The sequence below is a fragment of the Janthinobacterium sp. BJB304 genome (assembly GCF_002735765.1).
Taxonomy (GTDB): Bacteria; Pseudomonadota; Gammaproteobacteria; order Burkholderiales; family Burkholderiaceae_D; genus Janthinobacterium.
The window spans coordinates 19,458-36,503 of the sequence record NZ_PDZN01000005.1 but is presented as its reverse complement, the minus strand read 5'-3'; the positions used below and the strand labels follow the sequence as shown (position 1 = coordinate 36,503).

The window sequence follows — 17,046 nt, the reverse complement described above, 5'->3', positions numbered from 1 at the left end:
GGTGCCAGGTATTTCACCGACTATTTCAATCAACAGGAGCAGAACATGATCAAGGGCTTGCGCACCGTCACCTATCCCGTCCCCGACCTGGACAAGGCCAAAGCCTGGTACAGCCAGGTATTCGGCACGGCACCGTATTTCGACCAGCCGTTCTATGTCGGCTTTGCCATCGGCGGCTTCGAGCTGGGCCTGCTGCCGGACGGCCAGCCTGGCACGCAGGGCAGCGTGACGTACTGGGGCGTGGATGGCATCGAGCAGGAAGTCGAACGCATCGTGGCGCTGGGTGGCAGCCTGCACCATCCGATCACGGACGTGGGCGACGGCATCCGCACGGTGGAATTGCTCGACCCCTTCGGCAACCAGATCGGCCTGATCGACAATCCCCACTTCGATACGGCCAAGGTCGTCTAGGCCGCCTCGTCTTGCAGCCATACGCGGAACTGCTGCAAGGCCAGTTTTTCATGTGCCGCCTCAGGCGTGATCAGGTAATACGCGCGCTGGCCGCGCAGTGGGCGCTCGCATGCGATGCGCAGCTCGCCGCGCGCCAGTTCCGCTTCGACCAGCATACGGGGCAGCAAGACCACGCCCTGCCCCTGCACGGCCGCCATGGCCAGCATGGAAAACAACTCGTAGCGGGCGCCGTAGCGCGCCAGTTCCCCATCGACCTGCATCGCGTCAAACCACTGGCGCCAGGCGCCCGGGCGCGTACTTTGCTGCAACAAGGTCAGCTCCAATAAATCCTGCGGCTGCCAGGCGCTGCGCGCCGCCAACAGGCGCGGGCTGGCGACGGGCACGATTTCTTCGTGCATGAGCAAGGTGGCGCGCGTGCCGGGCCAGCGCGCCAGCTGCTCGGGCGTGCCCGCGTACAAGGCGCCATCGTATTCCGTATCGGCAAACATGAACGGTTTTGTATAGGCATCGATATGCACGACGATATCGGAGTGCAAACCGGCCAGCGACGACAGCCGCGGCATCAGCCAGCGCGTGGCAAACGTGGGCACGGACGCGAGCTGCAGCGCCCCGCCGCCGCCCTGGCGCGCCATGGTGTCAAGCGTGTCGCGCTCCAGGCCATCGAGGCGGGCCGCGATCTGCCGCGCATATGCGGCACCGGCGCTGGTCAGCAGCACGCCATGGCGCGTGCGCTGGAACAGTTGCACGCCAAGAAAGCTTTCCAGGGAGGATATCTGCCGCGACACGGCGCTTTGCGTCAGCGACAGTTCGCGCGCCGCATGCGTGTAGCTCTGGTGGCGCGCGGCCGCTTCGAAACAATTTAGCGCTTGCAGCATGGGAATTTTGCGTGACATGGGGATATCGGGCCGGTGAAAGGCTCCAGTATGCCGCAAGATATGCGCATCACGCATGTCTGGGTGCAAAAAAATCGTTTGCGCAAGGCTAGGCAAAAACCTACCATGAGCCATATTCAATCTTGCGCCGATCACCGGCGCTCACCTGCGAGGCCTGTGATGAGCAAAACCGTATTCGACTGGAATTCCCCCCTGCTGCTGGAAGAACAACTGACGGGCGACGAACGCGCCGTGCTGGAAGCGGCCCGCGACTATTGCCAGGGCAGCCTGGTGCCGCGCGTGCTTGAATCGTTCCGCCATGGCCGCACAGACGCGGCCATCTTCCGCGAAATGGGCGAGCTGGGCTTGCTGGGCACGACGATACCCGAAGAATACGGCGGCGCCGGCCTGAACTACGTCTGCTACGGCCTGGCCGCGCGCGAAGTCGAGCGCGTCGATTCGGGCTACCGCTCGATGATGAGCGTGCAATCGTCGCTGGTGATGGTGCCGATCAATGCCTTCGGCAACGAAGAAACCAAGCAGAAATACCTGCCGAAACTGGCGACGGGCGAATTCATCGGCTGCTTCGGCCTGACGGAACCGAACCATGGTTCCGACCCGGGCAGCATGGTCACGCGCGCGCGCAAGGTACCGGGCGGCTACAGTATCTCCGGCGCCAAGATGTGGATCACCAACAGCCCGATCGCCGACGTGTTCGTCGTCTGGGCCAAGGACGATGAAGGCGCGATCCGCGGCTTCGTGCTGGAAAAAGGCTGGAAAGGCCTGTCGGCGCCGGAAATCCACGGCAAGGTGGGCTTGCGCACCAGCATCACCGGCGAAATCGTCATGGATGAAGTATTTTGCCCGGAAGAAAACGCCTTCCCCGACGTGCGCGGCCTGAAAGGTCCATTTACTTGCCTGAACAGTGCCCGCTACGGCATCGCCTGGGGCGCGCTGGGCGCGGCCGAAGACTGCTACCTGAAGGCGCGCCAGTACACGATGGACCGCCAGCAATTCGGCCGCCCATTGGCTGCGAACCAGCTGGTGCAAAAGAAACTGGCCGACATGCTGACGGAAATCACCATGGGCTTGCAAGGCTGCTTGCGCCTGGGCCGCATGAAGGATGAAGGCTCGCCGGCAGTGGAAATCACGTCCATCATGAAACGCAACAGCTGCGGCAAGGCACTGGACATCGCCCGTATGGCGCGCGACATGATGGGCGGCAACGGCATTTCCGACGAGTTCGGCGTGATCCGCCACCTGGTCAACCTGGAAGTGGTGAACACCTATGAAGGCACGCACGATGTGCACGCGCTGATCATCGGCCGCGCCATCACCGGCATCGCCGCCTTCAGCAACTGATGGACGCCCTGGCTTCCACCCTGCGGCCCGCGCCGTTGAGCGGCTTGCGCGTGCTCGACCTGTCGCGCGTGCTGGCCGGCCCCTGGGCCGGGCAAATGCTGGCCGACCTCGGCGCCGACGTCGTCAAGGTCGAGCAGCCGGGACGCGGCGACGACACGCGCTCCTGGGGTCCGCCGTATCTGAAGGACGCGGACGGCCGCGATACGGCCGAGGCCGCCTACTTCCAGTGCGCCAACCGCAACAAGCGCTCCTTGTGCATCGACCTGGCTGCCCCTGAAGGGCAAGCCCTGGTGCGCAAGCTGGCCGCCGAATCGGACGTGCTGCTGGAAAATTTCAAACTGGACGGTTTGAAGCAATACGGCCTCGATGCGGCGAGCTTGTTGGCGCTCAACCCGCGCCTCGTGTACTGCTCCATCACGGGTTTCGGCCAGGATGGGCCGTATGCGGCGCGCGCCGGCTATGACTTCTTAATCCAGGGCATGGGCGGCTTGATGAGCATCACGGGCGTGCCCGATGGCCAGCCGGGCGCCGGACCGCAAAAAGTGGGTGTGGCGCAAACGGACATCCTGACGGGCCTGTACGCCACCATCGCCGTGCAGGCCGCATTGGCCGAACGCGAGCGCTCGGGCCTGGGCCAGCATATCGACCTGGCCCTGCTCGACGTGCAAGTGGCCGCGCTGGGCAACCAGGCCGCCAACTACTTGTGCGGGGGCAAGGTGCCGCAGCGCATGGGCAACGCGCATCCGAACATTGTTCCGTATCAAGACTTTCCCACGGCCGATGGCGACATGATTCTGGCGATCGGCAACGATGGACAGTTTTCGCGTTTTTGCGCCGTCGCCGGCCACCCGGAATGGGCGCAGGACGAACGCTTCGCCACCAACCCGCAGCGCGTGGCGCACCGGACGGTGTTGATACCGTTGATGCGCCAGACCACGGTCATGCGCACGACGGCAGAGTGGATCAGCGCGTTCGAGGCGCAAGCCGTGCCGTGCGGCCCCGTCAACCGCATCGACCAGGTCTTTGCCGACCCGCAAGTGGTGGCGCGTGGCTTGAAAGTGGAGATGCCGCATCCGACGGCGGGCACGGTGGCGCTGGTGGCCAATCCCGTGCGCCTGTCCGGCTCGCCGGTGCAATACCGCTTGCCGCCGCCCTTGCTGGGGCAGCATACGGACGAGGTATTGCAGCAGTGGCTGGGATTGGACGGTGCGGAGATTGACGGCTTGCGTGAGCGCAAGGTGGTGTAAATGTTGGTCGTCTGGACGTAGGTCGGATTAGCGCTTGCGCGCAGTCCGACTTGCACAGCCAACAATGTTGTCGGATTACGGCCCGCAGGGCCTAATCCGACCTACGATTCCATTCACTTGAGTACCAGTTTCAATGCCGGTTTTTCACCGTAATCGTCATAGCGCTCATTGATGCCGGCGATGCAAAACGTGATTTCTTCCAGCAAATCAGGCACTTGCGCCTTCATCGCGTCAGCGTCCTGCACCACGATGTCCAGCACTTCGTTCGGTTTCAAACGGAACTGCGTCATGTTTTCATCGTCGCGCAGGTAGCTGAGGCAATCGACCCAGGCATCCATGCTGTTGCCGTAGAACTCGGGGAAACCGAAGGCTTGCACGCATTGCGCGTGAAAACTCGCTTCATCGGTGATGTCTTTTCCATTCAGGAGGGCAGTGGCCATGGTACTCCTCAGTTCTTCAGCGACAGCACATCCTGCATGTCGAACAGGCCCGTCGGCTTATCGGCCAGGAAACGCGCGGCGCGCAGGGCGCCGTGGGCGTAGGTGACGCGGCTGCTCGATTTGTGGCTGATCTCGATGCGCTCGCCGATGCCGGCAAACAGCACCGTATGGTCGCCGACGATATCGCCGCCGCGGATGGTGGCAAAGCCGATGGTCGACGGATCGCGTTCGCCCGTCACGCCTTCGCGGCCGTACACGGCGCATTCCTTCAGGTCGCGGCCTAGGGCGCCGGCCACCACTTCACCCATTTGCAGGGCCGTGCCCGACGGCGCATCGACCTTGAAGCGGTGATGCGCTTCGATGATTTCGATGTCGTAGCCTTCGGACAGGCTTTTCGCGGCCAGTTCCAGCAGCTTCATGGTGACATTCACGCCCACGCTCATGTTCGGCGCGAACATGATGGCCGTCTTTTCGGCGGCGGCGGCAATGGCGGCCTTGCCCGCGTCATCAAAACCGGTGGTGCCGATGATCATCTTGATGCCATGCTCGGCGCAATACGCCAGGTGCTGCAAAGTGCCTTCGGGGCGCGTGAAGTCGATCAGGTAATCGGCATTGGCCAGGCCGGTGGCAAGGTCCGACTCGATCAGCACACCGGCAGGCTTGCCGAGAAAGGCGGCGGCATCCTGGCCGACGGACGGCGAGCCTGCGCGGTCGAGGGCGCCGGCCAGCAAGGCGTCGGGCGCGTTGCTGACCGCTTCGATCAGGATATGGCCCATGCGGCCGCTGGCGCCAGCGATGGCGATTTTAAGTTCAGTCATTTTATTCTCTTACAACAACTTATTTGGTGGGTTCGGCGGCAGGCGTCGGTGCTGGCTCGGCGGCAGGCGCCGTTGCTGGTGCTGGTGCAACGTCAGGCTTGCTCACAGGAATGGCAGGAGCGGCATCGGCCGGTACCGGCACGGCGCTTGGCGCCACGGGCGATGGCACGACGGCGGCAGGCACGTCGGCCTTGGCGACCTTGGCAAATGGCGACGGACCGGCGATGCGGTCGATATATTCTTTCTCCGTCGGCAAGTTGCCGCCTTCGAAACGTTCAACCTTGCCATCCTTGCCGAAGTACACGACCACGCGGCTGCTGGTGGTTTCACCACTGCCCCGCGCCAGGCGGAATGGATAATCCCAGCGGTCGGCATGGAAGATATCGGTCAGCAGCGAAGTGCCGAGGACGAAACGCACCTGGTCACGCGTCATGCCTACTTTCAACTGGGCCAGCATCTCTTCGGAGACAAAGTTGCCTTGTTGAATGTCAGGACGGTAGGGCGAGAAAAACCACATGAATTTTTGCAGCGGCGTAATGGTGGTCGTTTGTGCGCCCTGTTCGGGAACCAGTTCCTTGCCTTCTTTTTGAGCAGCTGCCGGCTTTTCGCCAAGAATGCCACGGTTGGCGCAGCCGGACACGGCCAGCGCGACACAGACCATGCCTGCCACGACTGGTGCTCGAAATGAAATACGGTGCCAGAGAGATGGCAATACAGCCGGGGTTACGCGCATAAATGACCTCAATTGGATGAACAAAACGCCAGGAGTGACCGGCCCGCCAAAAAAATGCATATTTTGGCACTCCCCGACAAAACGCTATATGATAAAGCACCTGACCCACATACGAGCAACAAACATGAGTAACAATCCTAGTGATCTCAAGGCAAGCGGCCTGAAAGCCACCCTGCCACGGCTGAAGATACTCGATATCTTCCAGAGTAGCCCGGTACGCCACCTGACCGCGGAAGACGTCTACAAGATTCTGCTGGCCGACAATATGGATGTCGGCTTGGCAACTGTCTACCGTGTTCTCACACAATTCGAACAAGCCGGCTTGCTTAACCGCAACCATTTTGAAACCGGCAAGGCGATTTTCGAACTCAACGAAGGCTCCCACCACGACCATCTGGTGTGCCTCGATTGCGGCCGGGTCGAAGAATTCTTCGACGAAGAAATCGAAATCCGCCAGCAAAAAGTGGCCGAAGAGCGCGGCTTCAAGATCGCCGAACACGCTCTGGCCATCTACGGCAACTGCACCAAGACAGCTTGCCCGCACAAAACAGCCTGACCCACGCCGGCCGTTCCCGCAAGGGGCCGGCCGGCGCAGCATTGAACCGCATCAATGATGGCTGAGCGCGCTCGACAGTAATTTAGCGGTGATATCGACGATCGGGATGACGCGCTCGTAAGCCATGCGCGTCGGTCCGATCACTCCCAACGTTCCCACGATCTTGCCGTTGACTTCATACGGCGCCGTCACCACGCTCATCTCATCCATCGGCACCAGATTCGATTCGCCGCCGATGAAAATCTGCACGCCCGTCGCCTTGCTCGACACGTCGAGCAGCTGCATCAAGCCCGTCTTTTGCTCGAACATGTCGAACATCTGGCGCAGCGAATGCATATTCGATGACAGATCGCTCACGCTGAGCAGGTTGCGCTCGCCGGAAATCACCATGTCATCGCTATGATCGGCCATCGCTTCGCTGCCCGCCTCCACGGCCGCCTGCATCAAACTGCCCATGTCGTCGCGCAACTGGCGCAGCTCGCCTTGCAGGCGCACGCGCACGGCGTCGAACGACAGGCCGCCATAATTCTGGTTGATGTAATTGGCCGATTGCACCAGTTGCGCCGGCGTATAGTCGGCCTCCGTCAGCAATAAACGGTTCTGCACGTCGCCGCCGGGAGCGACGATGACGAGCAGGATGCGTTTTTCGGACAGGCGCAGGAATTCGATTTGCTGGAACACGGATTCGCGGCGCGGGCTGAGCACGACGCCGGCGAACTGCGACAGCGACGACAGCATCTGCGCCGCGTTGGCGATGGTTTTTTGCGGCTGCGGCGTCTGCAGGCGCATGCGCGACTCCACCATGTGCTCGTCCAGGTGCCGGACGGTCAGCAAGGTGTCGACAAAGATGCGGTAGCCACGCGGCGTGGGGATGCGTCCGGCCGAGGTATGCGGACTGGACACATAACCGAGCTCTTCCAGGTCGGCCATGATGTTGCGGATCGTGGCCGGCGACAGGTCGAGGCCGGAAATTTTCGACAAGGCGCGCGAACCGACCGGCAGGCCGTCGGCGATATATCGCTCGACCAGGGCTTTCAGCAGTGTTTGGGCACGTGTATCGAGTTGCATGGTGTCTTAGGTAAGCAAATATTCTTTAAACAAGCATATTATTAAGCAAGCGGCAACGAAAGCGGCCGAACGTGCATCAACAGCGCCTATTATGCACGTTCGCCTGGCCAGCGGCGATCAATCTTCCAGTTGCCCCCGCAGCCACAGCAGCAATTCATCAAAGTTGGCGCAGATGGCGTCGGGCTGCACGCCGGCGGCCAGATGGGCATCGCTGCCCTTGCGGTTCATCCACACGGCACGCATGCCCGCCCCTTGCGCCCCCGTGACATCGAAATACAAGTCATCGCCGACATACACGGCCTCATGCGGCGCCACGCCCAGCGCGGCGCAACCGGCCAGGAAGATGCTGGCGTCAGGCTTGGCGACGCCGAAATCGCTGGCGGCAATCGACACTTTAAAATGCTGCGCCAGGCCGATAATTTCAAGGTCCGCATTGCCATTCGAGATCGAGCCGACCAGTATGCGCTGCCCCATCCAGGCCAGGCCGGGCAAGACATCGTCATACGGCTGCACGCGATGGCGCGCCGCCAGGAATTGCGCGATGGCGCCGTCGACCAGGGCGGGATCTTCGCCGGCGGCCTCGAAGGCGGTCAGCAAGCCCGCGCGGCGCAGCTCGATCAAATTGCCATGGAAATGCGGTTGTTCATTGAGCATGGCCAGACGGTGCTGGCGCAACAGCTCGATGGAAAACTGCTGCGCCACCTTGGGCGCATGCGTGGCCAGCCAGTCGTGCAGCAGGGTTTCGGCGGCGGCAATCACGGGCGCGATGGGCCACAAGGTATCGTCGAGGTCGAACAGGATGGCCTTGGGCGGCACGGCAGGTTTTACAGGGGCAAGAGACATGGAACTCACTATATAGATGCCGCGTCACTGTGCGCAGCCCGCAGCTATTGTCGCACCGATCGCCGCCGCCGGCATGGCGGCGCCCCCATGAAATGGGGCCGGGCCGGCGCTTCCCGGCGAAAAATTGTTACAGGGTGATACAAGGCAAGATCATCCGGCTTGCCAGATAGACTAAAATAGGCGCCATTCCAATGCGGCGCCAGCGTCCGCGTTGCGCTACCCAACCTAATTCGTTTTGGAGAATGTATGAAAAATTTGTACCTGCGCTCGATGCTGGCGGCGGCTTGCGCCGTCACATTGGCGGCCTGCGGCGGCAGCGGCGGCAATCTGTATCTGAGCGGCCAAGTCGTCAATCTGGCAAAAGATGGCCTGATTCTGCTGAATGACGGCGAACGCCTGCCTGTCACCTCAGGCCAGACTTCCTTTGTTTTCACCAAGCTGGTCAGCACCGATGACCGCTACGATATCACCATCGCGCAACAGCCAAAAGGCGCCGTGTGCACGATTACCAATGGCGCCGGCAAGGCATCGAGCTATACCGTGACCACGGCCCAGGTGATTTGCGTGACCAATACCTACCCGCTGAGCGGCACGATCACGGGCCTGACCGCCGACGGTTTGACCCTGGCCATCGGCAATATCACCACCAGCCCGCTGAAAGGCAGCACCAGCTATACGTTCCCGAATGTCAATGACGGCATTGCCTACAATATTTCCATCGCGACGTATCCAACGGGCCAGACGTGCAGTTTCGTGGGTTCTGCCAGCGCCAACGGCCGCGATGTCGTCGGCACCATGGGCTCAGCCGCCACGACCGGCGCCGCACTGAACTGCACGGCGCAGTAAGCCACGCGATTCGTCACCACTATATTGGATTGGAGAAATACATGAAGTTATCCTGCCTGCGCCCTATCGCCGCGCTGCTGTTGACCCTGGGATTGGCTGCTTGCGGCGGCAAGGCCTCGTATGATGTCAGTGGCACCGTCAGCAACTTGAACACCGAAGGCCTGGTCCTGGCCAATGGCGGCGATCCGCTCCCGATTAAAGCCGGCCAGACCTCGTTTACCTTTGCCAAGCGCATCGACTATGGCACCGACTACAACATCACCGTGCAGACCCAGCCAGCCCACATGACTTGCACCGTCAGTGGCGGAACCGGCTCGGCCGGTCACTACGTCAGTATCCAGGCATCGGTTTCCTGTGCGCGAAACGCGTACACGGTAGGCGGCACGGTGACTGGCCTGACCGCCGACGGCCTGATCCTGATCAACGGCAATGCGCAAACCACGGTGGCCAAAGGCAGCACGACCTTCACCCTGGCGTCGCCTGTTGCCGATGGCGACAAGTATGGCATCAGCGTATTTACCCAGCCAACCGGCTTGAAATGCACCGTGGCACCCAACACGGGCGTCGGTGTGATGGGTGAAGCAAACGTGACCACCGTGCAGATCGCCTGCAATCCAGGCTAAGACGTGGCGCTGGCAGCCGCGACGCGGCTGCCAGGAAGAGATATCACGAAAATATATATTTGATATTCGAAAGATAAATTGGAGTTATATGTGGCGATGCAGCATAATGCATCTGTCTCCTCCAACTCTTCCAAGAATTGGATTTAGCCCGCTTTCACCAGCGGGCTTTTTTTTGTCCAAAATTCCTCAGGCGGGTTTATCCAAGCCCGGCTGCAGCATCTGCACGATGCTGGAGAAATCCTGCTGCGCATAGCCGGCTTGCGCATGCATCTGGTACAGCTGGCGCACCAGCCCGCCCAAGGGCGTGGGCGCGTTCGCCGACAGGGCCGACTGCTGCGCCAGGCCCAGGTCCTTCAGCATCAGCGCCGTGCCGAAGCCGCCCGTGTAATTGCGCGACGCGGGCGTGCCGTCCATGACGCCGGGCCACGGGTTGTACACTTCCAGGGTCCAGTTGCGCCCCGAACTCTTGGCCATGATGTCGGACAAGACTTTCGGATCGAGGCCATGCGCCACGCCCAGGTTCAGCGCCTCGGCCGTCCCCGCCATCAGTATGCCCAGCAGCATGTTGTTGCAAATCTTCGCCACCTGGCCCGCGCCCGCCTCGCCCGCATGGAAGATGTTCTTGCCCATCTTTTCCAGCAGGGGACGCGCCTGCTGCAAGGCCGCCTCGCTGCCGCCGACGATGAAGGTCAGGGTGCCGGCCGCCGCGCCCGCCGTGCCGCCCGAGACGGGCGCATCGATCATGGCAAAACCGCGTTCGCTGGCCGCCTGCGCCACTTGCCGCGCCACGTCGGCGGCGATGGTGCTGCAGTCGATGAACAGGGCACCGGGCTTGGCCGAATCGAGCACGCCGCCTGCCGCCAGATACAGTTCCTGCACGTGCTTGTTGGCTGGCAGCATGGTGATGACGGCGTCCGCCGTCTGCACGGCTGCGCTTGCGGATGCGGCCGCCGTGGCGCCCGCCTCGACCAGCGACGCCACAGCCGCCGGCGCCAGGTCGAACACGGACACGTGGAAGCCGGCGGCCACCAGGTTGCGGGCCATCGGCGCGCCCATGTTGCCCAGGCCGATGAAAGCGATATGTTGCATATGTGTCTCCTGTTGTTCTTTTAATGCAGGTCGCGCAAAGGATGGCTATCCCATGGCGCCGTGAAATATTCATTGAGATACTTCTCGCTGACCTCGGCCAGGCTGGCCGGCTGCCACTGCGGCGCGTTGTCCTTGTCGATCAGCAAGGCGCGCACGCCTTCGCTGAAGTCTGCATGGGCGCAACATTGCACGGCAACGATCAGTTCTAGCTGAAACACTTGCGCCAGGCTCATGTGGCGCGTGCGTACACGCATGGCCCAGACCAGCGCGGCCGAAGTGGGCGCGCCCTTGTCCAGCGAGTGGGCCGCCTTTTGCAGCCAGACCGAATCGCCGTCATACGCGGCAATGGCGGCCACCACTTCGGCCAAGGTGGGCGCTTGCGTCAGCGCGGCGATGGCGTCGAAGTTGGCGCGCACTTCGGAGACGGGCAGCATGGATGCGGGAGCCGAGAAGCCGCGCAGCAGGCGGTCCAACTGCTCGCTGTTCGCCTGCGGACTGGCTTGCCATTGCGCCAGCGCCAGCGCGTCGAGCACCATGTTCCGCTCTTCCTGGCGCAGGAAATAGTCGCCCAGGCCCGCAAACAGGGCGTCGGCCGCGTTCAAGGGCGCGCCCGTCAAACCCAGGAACAGGCCGCTGCGCCCCGGCATGCGGCCCAGGAACCAGCTGCCGCCCACGTCGGGGAACAGGCCGATCGTGATTTCCGGCATGGCGATGCGCGTGCTTTCCGTCACGACGCGGTGGCTGGCGCCCGCCATCAGGCCCAGGCCGCCGCCCATGACGATGCCGCCGCCCCACACCAGCAGCGGTTTCACATAGGTATGGATGCGGTGGTCGAGCCGGTATTCCTCGGCAAAGAAGGCCAGCGCCTGCGGATTCGGCACGACACCGGGCTGTTCCACCACGGCCGAACGCAGGCTGCGCACGTCGCCGCCCGCGCAAAAGGCCTTGTCGGTCGACGAGTGCAGCACCACGCAGGCGACGGCGTCGTCAGCGGCCCAGCGCACGAGGGCGCCGTCGATGGCGCGGATCATGTCCAGGGTCAGCGCGTGCAGGGATTTGGGCGCATCGAGGGTGATGACGCCCAGCTTCATGCCGCCGGGACAGTCGCGCTCCTCGATTTTCACGGTTTCAAGCAAAGTCTCAACCATTCTTCCACTCCGCCGGACGTTTTTCCAGGAACGCTTGCACGCCCTCTTTCTGGTCTTGCGTATCAAACAGGCCCAGGAACAGGGTGCGTTCATCGGGCAGGGAATCGACGAGCGGATGGCTGCGCGCGCCCTGGATCAGGGTCTTGCATGCCGTCACGCTGCTCGGGCTCTGGCGCGCCACTTTGGCAGCCAGGGCCAACGCCGTGGCGGCAGCCTTGCCGGTTGGAACAACTTCCTCGACGAGGCCGATGGCCAGGGCCTTGGCCGCATCGACTCTCTCGCCGCATAAAATCATGCGCTTGGCCCAGCCTTCGCCCACCAGCCACGGCAAGTGCTGCGTGCCGCCCGCGCATGGCAGCAGGCCGACCGAGGCTTCCGGCAAGGCCATCTGCGCGTGTTCCTCGGCGATGCGGATGTCGCACGCGAGCGCGCATTCAAGACCGCCGCCCATGGCATAGCCATTGATGGCGGCGATGCTGACGCCGCGAAACGCGGACAATGCCTCGAACGCCTCGCCAAACGCGGCGGCCATGGCGAATGCCGTGTCCTTGTTACCGTCGGCAAACACGTTCAGGTCGGCGCCGGCCGAGAAGAACTTGGCGCCGCCGCCCGTGATCACGAGCGCGTACACGTCGGGATCGGCGTTCAGGTCGGCCACCAGCTCTTTCAGAGCGTTCAGGCTGGCCAGGGTCCACGTGTGGGCGGGCGGGTTGTCGAGAGTCACCAGGGCCGTGTGGCCACGGCGTTCCAGCAGTAAATTTGTATACACTTTGCTCATCGTAAGGTCTCCGTGGCGCCGTCTTTCAAAATCGCTCGCGCGACGATCAGGCGCATGATTTCATTCGTCCCTTCCAGGATCTGGTGCACGCGCGTGTCGCGCACGTGGCGCTCGAGCGGGTACTCGCGGATGTAGCCGTAGCCGCCATGCAATTGCAGCGCATCGTTGGCCACATTGAAACCCACGTCCGTGGCGAAACGCTTTGCCATGGCGCAATACGCCGTGGCGTCCGGGCTTTCCTGGTCCAGCTTCCAGGCAGCCAGGCGCACCATCTGGCGCGCCGCCACCAGTTCCGTCAGCATGTCGGCCAGCTTGAATTGCAAGGCCTGGAACTGGGCCAGCTCGCGGCCGAACTGCGTGCGCTCCTTCATGTACGCTTGCGCCCGCGTCAAGGCCGCCTGCGCCGTGCCCACCGAGCACACGGCGATATTGATGCGCCCGCCGTCGATGCCCTTCATGGCAATGGCAAAGCCTTCACCTTCCGCGCCCAGCAAGTTACCGACAGGCACTTTCACCTGGTCGAAGCTGATGATGCGCGTGGGTTGGCTGTTCCAGCCCATCTTTTCTTCTTTCTTGCCATACACGATGCCGGGCAGATTCGCCGGCACGGCAAAGGCGGAAATACCGGCCGCGCCCTCGCCGCCCGTGCGCGCCATGACGATCAGCATGTCCGTCTGGCCCGCGCCCGAGATAAACGCTTTCGTACCGTCCAGCACATAAAAGTCGCCCTCCTTGACGGCTTTCGTGCGCAAGGACGCCGCATCCGATCCTGACTGCGGTTCCGTCAGGCAATAGCTGGCCAGCTTCTGGCCGGCGGCCAGGGCCGGCACCCACTCGTCGCACAGGGCTTCCTGGCCCCAGCGCGACAGCATCCAGGTGGCCATATTGTGGATCGTGATGTAGGCCGTGGTCGAAGTGCAGCCGCCGGCCAGCTCTTCAAACACGATGGCCGCATCCTGGCGGGAGAGGCCCAGGCCGCCCCAGCGCTGCGGCGTGTACAGGCCGCAAAAGCCCATCTCGCCCGCCTTGGCGATGGTGTCCACGGGGAAGATCGATTCCGCATCCCAATGCGCCGCGTGCGGCGCCAGTTCGCCTTCGGCAAACGCACGCGCCGCCTGCTGGAACTCGCGCTGCTCGTCGCTCAGTTCAAAGTCCATGGCAGCTCCTTACTTGAGGCTGATGGTGGTGTTGACCTTGCCCACCGAGGCCGCATCCGTGAACCAGCGCTGGGTAATCGTCTGCGTCTGCGTGTAGAACAGCACGACCTGCTTGCCGAACGGGCCCAGGTCGCCCAGCTTGGAGCCGCGCGAGCCCGTAAAGCTGAACAGGGGAACGGGAACGGGAATCGGCACGTTGATGCCGACCTGGCCCACGTCGATTTCTTCCTGGAAATAGCGCGCGGCCGCGCCGCTCTGCGTGAACAGGGCCGTGCCGTTGCCGTTCGGATTCGCGTTGACGAGGGCTATCGCTTCGTCCAGGGTATCGACTTCGACGACGATCAGGACGGGGCCAAAGATTTCCTGGTCATACACGGCCATGCCAGGTTTCACGCCGGACAAAATCGTCGGGCCGACGAAGTTGCCGTTCGGATAGCCATCAACTTTCACGTCGCGGCCATCCAGAGTCAGCACGGCACCCTGCTCGATGCCCTTGGCGATCAGGCCGAACACGCGCTCTTTCGCGGCGCACGAGATGACGGGACCCAGGTCCGGGTTGTCCTTGCCCGCGCCCACCGTCAGGGTTTGCGCCTTGGCGGCCAGTTCCGGCAGCCACTCGCGCGCCTCGCCCACCAGCACGGCGACGGACGCCGCCATGCAGCGCTGGCCGGCCGCGCCGAAACCGGCGCCCAGCAACTGGTTCAGGGTTTGTTCTTTATTTGCATCCGGCAAGACGACGGCGTGGTTCTTGGCACCCATCATGCATTGCGCGCGCTTGCCGTTCAGGCTGGCGCGCTGGTACACATGCGTGCCCACCTTGCTCGAGCCGACGAAGGAAATGGCCTTGATGTCCGGATGGTCGCACAGGGCGTTGACCACATCTTCGCCGCCGTGGATGACGTTCAGCACACCGGCCGGAATACCCGCCTGCAAGGCCAGGCGCACGAGTTTTTCCGTCACGAGCGGGTCCTGCTCCGATGGTTTCAGCACGAAGGTATTGCCGCAGGCAATCGCCATCGGGAACATCCACAGGGGGATCATGGCGGGGAAATTGAACGGGGTAATGCCTGCGCACACGCCCAGCGGCTGCATCACGCTGTAGGTGTCGACGCCGCCGGCCACGTTTTGCGCGTATTCGCCCATCTGCAGGGTGCCGATATTAGCCGCATGTTCCACCACTTCCAGGCCGCGGAACACGTCGCCTTCCGCGTCGAGCAAAGTCTTGCCCTGTTCCATCGTCAGGGTGGCGGCCAGGTCGGCCATGTTTTCGCGGATCAGCTGCTGCAATTTCAAGAAAATGCGCGCGCGGGCGCCGATCGGCGTCTTGCGCCAGGTTTTGAAGGCGCGCTGGGCCGAGGCGATGGCCGCGTCGACTTCCTCCGGCGTGGCGAACGGCACCTTGGCCAGGACTTCCTGCGTGGCGGGGTTCACGACATCGCGCCAGACGGTGGTGCGGGATTCGACCCACTCGCCGTTGATCAAGAGGGGAACGGTCGGAATTGTGTTTTGCGTAGTCACTCGGAGTCTCCTGGTTGGTATAGGTCTGTTTGCATTATTCGCACAATCCAGCCTGCAAACAAGGCGTGAAAATGCGAGATAATGCAAAGACGAATCTGTTAATCTGCAAAGATTGTAAATTTGCAGATTCCACAAACGGGGAAGAGGAAACGCGATGGCAAAGGTTTTCATGGGCGTGCGCCTGCAGCGGCTGCGCGAGGAACGGCGCATGACGCAGGTGGCGCTGGCCAAGGCCCTGGGCATCTCGCCCAGCTACCTGAACCAGATGGAGCGCAACCAGCGCCCGCTGACGGTGCCGATTCTGTTACGCATCGGCACGGTGCTGGGCGTTGACCCGCAAATCTTTTCCGAACACGACAGCGCCAGCCTGGTGGCCGACGTGCGCGACGTGTTCGGCGAATTGCCCGACGCGCCGCCCACCTCGATGGCGGAATTGAAAATGCTGGTGGAAAACATGCCGGAACTGGCGCGCTCGATTTTGCTCTTGCAGCGGCGCTACCGCGTGATGGCGGAACGGGCCGATACGCTGGCCGCGCGCCTCGACGACGGCAGCCGCGGCGCCAGCTCGGCCGCGCCCTCCACGGACGAGGAAGTGCGCGAATACCTGAACCGGCGGCAAAACTATATCGATGAGCTGGACCGGGCGGCCGAACGGGTGGCAGGCGAACTCGATCCCTCCCTGCGCACGCTCGACGCGCTGCAAGGCCGGCTGCTGGAGCGCCACGGCATCCAGGTGCGCTTGTCCGATGGCGACGCGGGCATGGTGCGCAAGCACCGCTACGACGCGCAACACCATATCTTGTTTCTGCCCGACACCCTGACGGGCGGCCAGCGCGCTTTCCAGATGGCGGCGCAAATCAGCCTGCTCGAGCACAGCGACCTGATCGACGCCCTGGTGCTGGCGGCAGGACTCTCGGGCGCGGCCGCGCAGACGGGCGCGCGCCTGGCGTTTTCCAATTATTTCGCCGGCGCCCTCTTGATGCCGTACCAGCGTTTTTTACAGGCGGCGGAAACGCGCGCCTACGATATCGAGCGCCTGGCGCACCAGTTCGGCGTGGGCTTCGAGGCCGTGTGCCACCGCCTGAGCACCATGCAGCGCCCCCAGGCGGCGGGGCTGCCGTTTTTCTTCGTGCGCGTCGACCGCGCGGGCAATGTCTCGAAGCGCCAGTCGGCCACGGACTTTCACTTTTCACGGGTGGGCGGCACCTGCCCGCTGTGGATCGTGTACGACGCCTTCAGCCATCCGGGCCAGGTGCTGACGCAAGTGGCCAGCATGCCCGACGGCTGCACCTATTTATGGATCGCGCGCCAGGTCAGCACGGCGTCACCGGGCTTCCGCGCGCCGGGCAAGACGTTTGCCGTGGCGCTGGGCTGCGACATCTCGCAGGCGCACCGGCTGATCTATTCGAAGGGACTCGATTTGCACGACCCTTCCAGCGCCACACCCATCGGCACGGGCTGCAAGGTGTGCGAGCGCCAGAGCTGCCCGCAGCGGGCGTTTCCGTCGCTGCTGGCCCCGCCACCGGCATCGGCCTGA

Annotated in this window: 17 protein-coding genes and 1 pseudogene; 7 read left to right on the top strand and 11 right to left on the bottom strand. The window is 63.0% G+C overall.

What is annotated here, in order from left to right; genetic code table 11:
* Positions 1–45 precede the first annotated feature (45 nt).
* Positions 46–411, top strand: a complete 366-nt coding sequence (locus tag CSQ95_RS07360; protein WP_070220761.1) for a VOC family protein — start codon at positions 46–48, stop codon at positions 409–411.
* Here the strand turns inward: CSQ95_RS07360 and CSQ95_RS07355 are convergent.
* A complete protein-coding gene (locus CSQ95_RS07355; protein ID WP_180278988.1) occupies positions 408–1,304 on the bottom strand; it encodes a LysR substrate-binding domain-containing protein in 897 nt (298 codons plus the stop codon). The two genes, CSQ95_RS07360 and CSQ95_RS07355, sit on opposite strands and share 4 nt — an antisense overlap.
* A gap of 159 nt (positions 1,305–1,463) precedes the next feature.
* Between CSQ95_RS07355 and CSQ95_RS07350 the strand changes: the two genes are divergently transcribed.
* Both CSQ95_RS07350 and CSQ95_RS07345 read left to right on the top strand, forming a co-directional pair.
* Positions 1,464–2,645 (top strand): acyl-CoA dehydrogenase, encoded by a 1,182-nt coding sequence (locus CSQ95_RS07350; protein ID WP_070220528.1) that lies wholly within the window; start codon positions 1,464–1,466, stop codon positions 2,643–2,645.
* Positions 2,645–3,892 (top strand): CaiB/BaiF CoA-transferase family protein, encoded by a 1,248-nt coding sequence (locus CSQ95_RS07345; RefSeq protein WP_099409021.1) that lies wholly within the window; start codon positions 2,645–2,647, stop codon positions 3,890–3,892. The genes CSQ95_RS07350 and CSQ95_RS07345 overlap by 1 nt, the downstream gene beginning before the upstream one ends.
* A gap of 113 nt (positions 3,893–4,005) precedes the next feature.
* Here CSQ95_RS07345 and CSQ95_RS07340 read toward each other — a convergent pair whose 3' ends face one another.
* Genes CSQ95_RS07340 through CSQ95_RS07330 form a run of 3 tightly spaced genes read right to left on the bottom strand, consistent with a single transcriptional unit; the run spans position 4,006 to position 5,811 of the window.
* The gene (locus tag CSQ95_RS07340) at positions 4,006–4,332 is read right to left on the bottom strand and encodes a barstar family protein (protein WP_099409020.1); all 327 of its coding nucleotides are present in this window, start codon (positions 4,330–4,332) and stop codon (positions 4,006–4,008) included.
* A gap of 8 nt (positions 4,333–4,340) precedes the next feature.
* Positions 4,341–5,150: a 4-hydroxy-tetrahydrodipicolinate reductase gene (dapB, locus tag CSQ95_RS07335; RefSeq protein WP_099409019.1), complete on the bottom strand. Its 810-nt coding sequence runs from the start codon at positions 5,148–5,150 to the stop codon at positions 4,341–4,343.
* A gap of 19 nt (positions 5,151–5,169) precedes the next feature.
* The gene (locus CSQ95_RS07330; protein WP_070220536.1) at positions 5,170–5,811 is read right to left on the bottom strand and encodes an outer membrane protein assembly factor BamE; all 642 of its coding nucleotides are present in this window, start codon (positions 5,809–5,811) and stop codon (positions 5,170–5,172) included.
* 196 nt (positions 5,812–6,007) lie between these two features.
* Between CSQ95_RS07330 and fur the strand changes: the two genes are divergently transcribed.
* Positions 6,008–6,439 carry a ferric iron uptake transcriptional regulator gene (gene fur, locus CSQ95_RS07325; RefSeq protein ID WP_034745717.1) on the top strand — a complete coding sequence of 144 codons (432 nt, stop codon included), beginning with the start codon at positions 6,008–6,010 and terminating at the stop codon, positions 6,437–6,439.
* A 51-nt stretch (positions 6,440–6,490) separates the two neighbouring features.
* Here fur and hrcA read toward each other — a convergent pair whose 3' ends face one another.
* Both hrcA and CSQ95_RS07315 read right to left on the bottom strand, forming a co-directional pair.
* Positions 6,491–7,507, bottom strand: coding sequence for a heat-inducible transcriptional repressor HrcA (gene hrcA / locus CSQ95_RS07320; protein ID WP_035822689.1), 1,017 nt, complete (start codon positions 7,505–7,507; stop codon positions 6,491–6,493).
* A 117-nt stretch (positions 7,508–7,624) separates the two neighbouring features.
* The gene (locus CSQ95_RS07315; protein ID WP_180278987.1) at positions 7,625–8,350 is read right to left on the bottom strand and encodes an HAD family hydrolase; all 726 of its coding nucleotides are present in this window, start codon (positions 8,348–8,350) and stop codon (positions 7,625–7,627) included.
* Between the two features lie 246 nt (positions 8,351–8,596).
* Between CSQ95_RS07315 and CSQ95_RS07310 the strand changes: the two genes are divergently transcribed.
* Together CSQ95_RS07310 and CSQ95_RS07305 are read left to right on the top strand one after the other, a co-directional pair.
* The gene (locus CSQ95_RS07310; RefSeq protein WP_070220540.1) at positions 8,597–9,196 is read left to right on the top strand and encodes a hypothetical protein; all 600 of its coding nucleotides are present in this window, start codon (positions 8,597–8,599) and stop codon (positions 9,194–9,196) included.
* A 41-nt stretch (positions 9,197–9,237) separates the two neighbouring features.
* The gene (locus CSQ95_RS07305; RefSeq protein WP_099409017.1) at positions 9,238–9,819 is read left to right on the top strand and encodes a hypothetical protein; all 582 of its coding nucleotides are present in this window, start codon (positions 9,238–9,240) and stop codon (positions 9,817–9,819) included.
* A gap of 186 nt (positions 9,820–10,005) precedes the next feature.
* Here the strand turns inward: CSQ95_RS07305 and mmsB are convergent.
* From mmsB to CSQ95_RS07280, 5 genes and pseudogenes are all read right to left on the bottom strand, one after another.
* Positions 10,006–10,914 (bottom strand): annotated as a pseudogene (gene mmsB, locus CSQ95_RS07300) (3-hydroxyisobutyrate dehydrogenase); the annotation flags it as partial.
* Positions 10,915–10,928: 14 nt separating this feature from the next.
* Positions 10,929–12,056 carry an enoyl-CoA hydratase/isomerase family protein gene (locus tag CSQ95_RS07295; protein ID WP_099409015.1) on the bottom strand — a complete coding sequence of 376 codons (1,128 nt, stop codon included), beginning with the start codon at positions 12,054–12,056 and terminating at the stop codon, positions 10,929–10,931.
* Positions 12,049–12,834, bottom strand: a complete 786-nt coding sequence (locus tag CSQ95_RS07290) for an enoyl-CoA hydratase (protein ID WP_099409014.1) — start codon at positions 12,832–12,834, stop codon at positions 12,049–12,051. Before CSQ95_RS07290 ends, CSQ95_RS07295 begins: the two co-directional genes overlap by 8 nt.
* Positions 12,831–13,991: an acyl-CoA dehydrogenase family protein gene (locus tag CSQ95_RS07285; protein ID WP_099409013.1), complete on the bottom strand. Its 1,161-nt coding sequence runs from the start codon at positions 13,989–13,991 to the stop codon at positions 12,831–12,833. The genes CSQ95_RS07290 and CSQ95_RS07285 overlap by 4 nt, the downstream gene beginning before the upstream one ends.
* Positions 13,992–14,000: 9 nt before the next feature.
* Positions 14,001–15,509 carry a CoA-acylating methylmalonate-semialdehyde dehydrogenase gene (locus tag CSQ95_RS07280; protein ID WP_070220552.1) on the bottom strand — a complete coding sequence of 503 codons (1,509 nt, stop codon included), beginning with the start codon at positions 15,507–15,509 and terminating at the stop codon, positions 14,001–14,003.
* A 154-nt stretch (positions 15,510–15,663) separates the two neighbouring features.
* On the opposite strand from CSQ95_RS07280, the gene CSQ95_RS07275 reads away from it, so the two are divergent.
* Positions 15,664–17,046, top strand: a complete 1,383-nt coding sequence (locus tag CSQ95_RS07275; protein ID WP_099409012.1) for a short-chain fatty acyl-CoA regulator family protein — start codon at positions 15,664–15,666, stop codon at positions 17,044–17,046.